The organism is Mycobacterium sp. (assembly GCF_046330795.1).
Lineage (GTDB): Bacteria > Actinomycetota > Actinomycetes > Mycobacteriales > Mycobacteriaceae > Mycobacterium.
The window spans coordinates 1-6642 of the sequence record NZ_JAXLSA010000015.1 but is presented as its reverse complement, the minus strand read 5'-3'; the positions used below and the strand labels follow the sequence as shown (position 1 = coordinate 6642).

Genomic DNA, 6642 nt, shown 5'->3' with positions numbered 1-6642 from the left:
ATGGAGTATCCGGTGCTCACCGGCGTCTATCAGTACACCGCGATGGCGTTGGCCAAGACGTATACCGCGGTGACGAAAACTGTTGCGGCGGTTCCGGTTGTGGCCGAGGTGGTGATGTTCTTCGACATCGCCGCGGTCGGTCTGGCGTTGGCGTGGCTGGTGACGGTGTGGGCCGCCGCGGGCCTGTCCGGACGACGGGTGTGGGATGCCGCACTGGTGGCGGGCTCGCCGATCCTGATCTTCCAGGCGTTCACCAATTTCGACGCGCTGGCAACGGCTTTCGCGACGGCGGCCATGCTGGCGTGGGCGCGACGGCGGCCGGTGCTGGCCGGAGTGCTGATCGGCCTCGGCATTTCGGCCAAGCTGTATCCCCTCCTGCTGCTGGGGCCGTTGCTGGTACTGGGGCTGCGGACGAGTCGCCTCGGCGACTTCACCCGCACCGCGCTGGCCGCGGGACTGGCCTGGTTCGCGGTGAATCTGCCGGTCATGCTGATGTACCCACGTGGCTGGTCGGAGTTCTTCCGGCTCAATGCTCGCCGTGGCGACGACATGGATTCGCTGTACAACGTGATCAAGTCGTTCACCGGGTGGCGTGGCTTCGACCCGGACCTGGGTTTCTGGCAGCCGCCGACGGTGCTCAATTCGGTGGTTGCCGCGCTGTTCGTATTGTGTTGTGCGGCAATCGCCTACATTGCCCTCACGGCGCCGGTGCGGCCCCGGGTGGCGCAGCTGGCCTTCCTGGTGGTGGCCGCCTTCCTGTTGACCAACAAGGTGTGGAGCCCCCAGTTCTCCCTGTGGCTGGTGCCGCTGGCGGTGCTCGCCCTGCCGCACCGGAGGATCCTGTTGGCGTGGATGACGATCGATGCCCTGGTGTGGGTGCCGCGGATGCTCTATCTCTACGGGGAGCAGAACAAGGGGCTGCCCCAGCAGTGGTTCACCACCACGGTGCTGCTGCGTGACGTCGCGGTCATGATGCTGTGCGCACTGGTGATCCGCCAGATCTACCGGCCGGAGCTGGACCTAGTGCGCTGGCACGGCCGCGTCGACGACCCCGCCGGCGGGCCGTATGACGGGGCACCCGACCGTCCGGTCCGGTGGCTGCCGAACTGTTTGCGGCCCAAGCCGATTCCGCTGACCGGGCCGCCGACCGACCATGACTACGCGACGGCGGGCGCCGCGCCGTAGCGGGCGGTCAGGTCCGGCCGGCCGGCACGTGCCTTTCGAGGAAGTCGAGCTGATCACGCACGGCGCGCTCGAACCCGCCGCCGACGTAGATGTCGAAGTGTCCGAACGGGTAATGCTTGATCTCGCCGCGCGGTGCCTTGCGGGCGTGCCGTTCGGTGGCCCCGGCGGGCGCCACGGAGTCGGTGTCGCAGATGCAGAACAGGATGGGGCACTGGACCTTTCGCGCCGACCGCCCCGGGTTGTCGAGCGTGATGCGCAGGCCGACGCGGGCGGCGGCCTCGTTGCGGAACGCCATCCCCTCCGGCACCAGCCGCAAGAATCCGGGTCCGGCATCCGGTGCGGTCATCAGCGCCGCGCTGCGCGGCGGCCCGGCCAACGGCACCAGCACCGGCGGCTTGCCGCGAGCGGCGGCGGCCAGGTCGGCGACGATCCGGGGCAGCAATCTGGCGGTGGTCGCGGGACCGGTGGCAATGGCCGATGCGATCCCGTCGGTGAACGGGCATTGCGCGATGACGGCGGCGAGGCCGGGCAACCGGGCGCCCATCGCGATCACGTGCCCACCCCCGAACGACGAGCCCCACAGCACCACCCGCCGGCCGTCGACCTCGGGCAGCGAGCGTGCGTAGGCGACCGCCGCCGCCCAGTCGTCGCGCTGGAGTTCGATGTCGAGCAGCTGGCGCGGTTCCCCGTCACTGGCGCCGAAATGGCGGTAGTCGAACACCAGGCAGGCGTAGCCGGCGGCGCTGAACCGCTCGGCGAAGGCGTCCAGGCGCATCTCCTTGACCGCGCCCAGGCCGTGGCCCATGACGATCACCGGGGGTGGTTCGGGGCTGTCGGGCAGATACAGCCAGCCACGACAGGTCACCCCGCCGGAGCTGAACCGGATATCGCGTCGCTCGGACTGAATTGGCATGTCAAGTGTGCCTTCCTGTAACCTGGCCCGGTTGCCGACGCAGGCGACCCTCCTGCCACGGAACACGCCGTGGCCGCAACGACCATAGGAGGTGATGGGTTTCTAATGCGTCCATACGAAATCATGGTCATTCTCGACCCCACCCTTGACGAGCGCACCGTCGCCCCGTCCTTGGAGACGTTCCTGAACGTCGTCCGCAAGGATGGTGGCTCTGTCGACAAGGTCGACATCTGGGGCCGTCGCCGGCTGGCCTACGAGATCGCCAAGCACGCCGAGGGCATCTATGCCGTCATCGACGTCAAGGCTGCGCCCGCCACGGTGTCCGAGCTCGACCGTCAGCTGAGCCTGAACGAGTCGGTGCTGCGCACCAAGGTGATGCGGACCGACAAGCACTAGTCACAAGAGGACGTATGCCGTGTTTGTCGCTGGCCTTCCGTAGGCTCACCGGCAACACACTGCCAATCCCAGGAGGATGATCCCGTGGCTGCTGGTGACACCACCATCACCGTCGTCGGAAACCTGACCGCCGATCCCGAACTGCGGTTCACGCCGTCGGGTGCGGCGGTGGCCAACTTCACCGTCGCGTCCACCCCACGCATCTACGACCGTCAGAGCGGGGAGTGGAAGGACGGCGAGGCGCTGTTCCTGCGCTGCAACATCTGGCGGGAGGCGGCCGAGAACGTCGCCGAGAGCCTGACCCGCGGGGCACGCGTCATCGTCACCGGCCGGCTCAAGCAGCGTTCGTTCGAGACCCGCGAGGGTGAGAAGCGCACGGTGGTCGAGGTCGAGGTCGACGAGGTCGGACCCTCGCTGCGGTATGCGACGGCCAAGGTCAACAAGGCCAGCCGTGGCGGTGGCGGCGGGGGCGGCGGCGGTTCCCGCCCGGCTCCCAGCGGTGGCGGCGGCGGCAGCGCGCCGGCCGACGACCCCTGGGGCAGTGCGCCCGCATCGGGTTCCTTCGCCGGCGGCGACGACGAACCGCCCTTCTGATCCTGAACAATTCGTAGAAGTTAGAAAGAGATACACACATGGCCAAGGCCACCAAGCGGCGCCCCGCGCCCGAAAAGCCCGTCAAGACGCGCAAGTGCGTGTTCTGCTCCAAGAAGGGGCAGGACATCGACTACAAGGACACCGCACTGCTGCGCACCTACATCAGTGAGCGCGGCAAGATCCGCGCCCGTCGTGTCACCGGCAACTGCGTTCAGCACCAGCGGGACATCGCCGTGGCCGTGAAGAACGCTCGCGAGGTCGCTCTGCTGCCGTTCACGTCGAGCACCCGCTAGGAGATCTGGAAATGAAGCTCATCCTCACCGCCGAGGTGGACCACCTCGGCTCTGCCGGTGACACCGTCGAGGTCAAGGGCGGCTACGGCCGCAACTACCTGCTTCCGCGCGGGCTGGCCATCGTGGCCTCCCGTGGCGCGCAGCGTCAGGCCGACGACATCCGCCGCGCGCAGGAGTCCAAGTCCGTGCGCGATCTCGAGCACGCCAACGAGATCAAGACCGCGATCAGCGGCCTGGCCGTCTCGTTGCCGGTGAAGACGCATGACTCGGGCAAGCTGTTCGGCTCGGTCACCGCGGCCGACATCGTCGCGGCCATCAAGAAGGCCGGCGGCCCGAACCTCGACAAGCGCACGGTGCATCTGCCCAAGGCGCACATCAAGTCCGTCGGCAAGCACGCGGTCGAGGTGCGCCTGCACCCGAGCGTCAACGCCACGGTCTCGGTCGACGTAGTTAGTGAGTAAGTTGCCGAGTAGGTAGCGGCGCACCACAGCCGATCCAGACAACACCCCGGTGACGGCCCATTGCGGGCCACACCGGGGTGTTGCTGTCTGGCCTGGCGAACTGACTCGGCGGTCGGGTCCACAGCGAAGCTAACCGGTTGTTAACCCAGGCAACAGTCGGCCGCAATACAACACGCCCGGGATGGCAACCTCATTCGACACGCCGACGAGTTTCCCATCCACAGAAAATGCCCTGGTCTGTGGTGCGCTCAGCAGCGGAGATGTCAGAAACGTCGGCGGTGATCCACAAGTTTTCCCCATCCCCTCAACATGACCGGACACAGCTGTCCACACCCCATCCACAGGTTCATCAACAACCACGGTTTGCGTCCCGCTCAGCAACGTCTAGCGTCAACCCGGCGCAGTGCGGCGCGGCGGCCTCCCCGGGAGTTCTGTCGGAGGCCGCCCGTACTGTCCGGGGTGTGAAATCGAATAGGTGTTCGAGCTGGCACGGGAGGGAGGCTCGCCCCCACAATGGCCGTTGTTGACGACCTCGGGCACCCCGACAGGGAGGCGCCGCCCCCGGAGGATTTCGGCCGCCAGCCACCCCAGGACATGGCCGCGGAGCAGTCCGTGCTCGGCGGCATGCTGCTCTCCAAGGACGCCATCGCCGACGTGCTCGAGAAGCTGCGTCCGGGCGACTTCTACCGCCCGGCGCACCAGAATGTCTACGACGCCGTCCTGGATCTCTACGGGCGCGGTGAGCCCGCCGACGCCGTCACGGTGGCCGCCGAACTCGATCGCCGCGGGCTGCTCAAGCGCATCGGTGGCGCCCCCTATCTGCACACCCTGATCTCCACCGTGCCGACGGCCGCCAACGCCGGCTATTACGCCGGCATCGTGGCCGAGAAGGCGCTGCTGCGCCGTCTGGTGGAGGCGGGCACCCGGGTGGTGCAGTACGGCTACGCGGGCGCTGAGGGCGCCGATGTGGCCGAGGTGGTCGACCGGGCGCAGGCCGAGATCTACGAAGTGACCGACCGGCGGACCTCCGAGGACTTCGTGCCGCTCGAGGATCTGCTGCAGCCCACGATGGACGAGATCGACGCCATCGCCTCCAACGGCGGCATCTCACGCGGCGTACCCACCGGGTTCACCGAACTCGACGAGCTGACCAACGGGCTACACGCCGGGCAGATGATCATCGTGGCCGCACGCCCGGGTGTCGGCAAGGCGCTGGCGCTCGACACCCCGCTGCCGACGCCCACCGGCTGGACCACGATGGGCGACGTCGGCGTCGGCGAGCTGTTGCTCGACGGGACAGGCTTCCCGACCCGGGTCGTCGCCGCCACCGATGTGATGCTGGGCCGGCCGTGCTTCGAGATCGAGTTCTCCGACGGCACCGTGATCGTCGCCGACGAGCAGCACCAGTGGCCCACGGCCTACGGGGTGCGCACCACGTCGATGTTGCAGGCTGGTGCGGACACCATCGTCGGGCAGGTCGCTGCGGGCGCGGGTGGTGCCGCCACCTTGGCGCTGCCCCGGACCGCGTTGGGCGTCAACTGGATTCGCCGGGTCGCCACGGTTCCCGTGCGGTGCGTGCAGGTGGACAATCCCGAACACCTGTATCTGGCTGGCAGTGGCATGGTGCCCACCCACAACTCGACGCTGGGCCTGGACTTCATGCGGTCCTGCTCGATCAAGCACCAATTGGCCAGCGTGATCTTCTCGCTGGAAATGAGCAAGTCCGAGATCGTCATGCGACTGTTGTCGGCCGAGGCGAAGATCAAGCTGGCCGATATGCGATCGGGCCGCATGAGTGACGACGACTGGACCCGGCTGGCGCGGCGGATGAGCGAGATCAGCGAGGCGCCGCTGTTCATCGACGACTCGCCCAACCTGACCATGATGGAGATCCGCGCCAAGGCGCGCCGGTTGCACCAGAAGGCCGATCTGCGGCTCATCGTCGTCGACTACATGCAGCTGATGACGTCGGGCAAGAAGTTCGAATCGCGGCAGCAGGAAGTGTCGGAGTTCTCCCGCAGCCTCAAGCTGATGGCCAAGGAACTCGAGGTTCCCGTCGTTGCCATCTCTCAGCTCAACCGCGGTCCGGAGCAGCGAACCGACAAGAAGCCGATGGTCTCCGATCTGCGTGAGTCGGGCTGCCTGACGGCTTCGACGCGAATCCTGCGGGCCGACACCGGCGCCGAGGTGACATTCGGCGAGCTGATGGCCACCGGGGAGCGGCCGTTGGTGTGGTCGTTGGACGAGCGCAAGCGAATGGTCGCTCGCCCGATGACCAACGTCTTCTACAGCGGTCACAAGGAAGTCTTCAAGGTTCGATTGGCGTCCGGGCGCGAGGTCGAGGCCACCGCCAACCATCCGTTCATGACGCTGGACGGGTGGGTCCCGTTGGGCGAGTTGGCCGTTGGTGCCCGGGTTGCGGCCCCGCGCCGGGTTCCCGAACCGGTCCGGACCCAGCGGATGGCCGACGAAGAAATCATCCTGCTGGCACACATGATCGGCGACGGGTCGTGCGTGAAGCGTCAGCCCATTCGGTACGCGTCGATCGACGAGCAGAATCTGGCCGCGGTCACGACGGCCGCCGCGCACTTCGGCGTGACAGCGATCCGCGACGACTACGCCGCGGCGCGCGTGACCACGTTGCGCCTGCCGGCGCCGTACCGGTTGACCCACGGAAAGCGGAACCCGATCGCGGCGTGGCTGGACAGGCTAGGACTATTCGGGCTTCGCAGTTACGAGAAGTTCGTTCCGGCACAGGTTTTCGCGTTGCCGAACGATCAGGTGGCGTTGTTCTTGCGGC

At 67.3% G+C, this 6642-nt stretch carries 7 protein-coding genes; 6 read left to right on the top strand and 1 reads right to left on the bottom strand.

Annotated elements, in window-relative coordinates:
* Positions 1-1185 (top strand): glycosyltransferase family 87 protein (locus U0R18_RS21540; protein WP_526372315.1); only part of this gene is annotated, 1185 nt, incomplete at its 5' end.
* A 7-nt stretch (positions 1186-1192) separates the two neighbouring features.
* Here the strand turns inward: U0R18_RS21540 and U0R18_RS21535 are convergent.
* The gene (locus U0R18_RS21535; RefSeq protein WP_526372313.1) at positions 1193-2098 is read right to left on the bottom strand and encodes an alpha/beta hydrolase; all 906 of its coding nucleotides are present in this window, start codon (positions 2096-2098) and stop codon (positions 1193-1195) included.
* Positions 2099-2203: 105 nt separating this feature from the next.
* Between U0R18_RS21535 and rpsF the strand changes: the two genes are divergently transcribed.
* The 5 genes from rpsF to dnaB all read left to right on the top strand — a co-directional run.
* Positions 2204-2494: a 30S ribosomal protein S6 gene (gene rpsF, locus U0R18_RS21530; protein WP_240261493.1), complete on the top strand. Its 291-nt coding sequence runs from the start codon at positions 2204-2206 to the stop codon at positions 2492-2494.
* An 84-nt stretch (positions 2495-2578) separates the two neighbouring features.
* Positions 2579-3088 (top strand): single-stranded DNA-binding protein, encoded by a 510-nt coding sequence (gene ssb / locus U0R18_RS21525; RefSeq protein ID WP_526372311.1) that lies wholly within the window; start codon positions 2579-2581, stop codon positions 3086-3088.
* A 38-nt stretch (positions 3089-3126) separates the two neighbouring features.
* A complete protein-coding gene (rpsR, locus tag U0R18_RS21520) occupies positions 3127-3381 on the top strand; it encodes a 30S ribosomal protein S18 (RefSeq protein WP_526372309.1) in 255 nt (84 codons plus the stop codon).
* 11 nt (positions 3382-3392) lie between these two features.
* A complete protein-coding gene (gene rplI / locus U0R18_RS21515; protein WP_526372307.1) occupies positions 3393-3842 on the top strand; it encodes a 50S ribosomal protein L9 in 450 nt (149 codons plus the stop codon).
* A 513-nt stretch (positions 3843-4355) separates the two neighbouring features.
* The coding region (dnaB, locus tag U0R18_RS21510; protein WP_526372305.1) for a replicative DNA helicase at positions 4356-6642 on the top strand (2287 nt) is incomplete at its 3' end.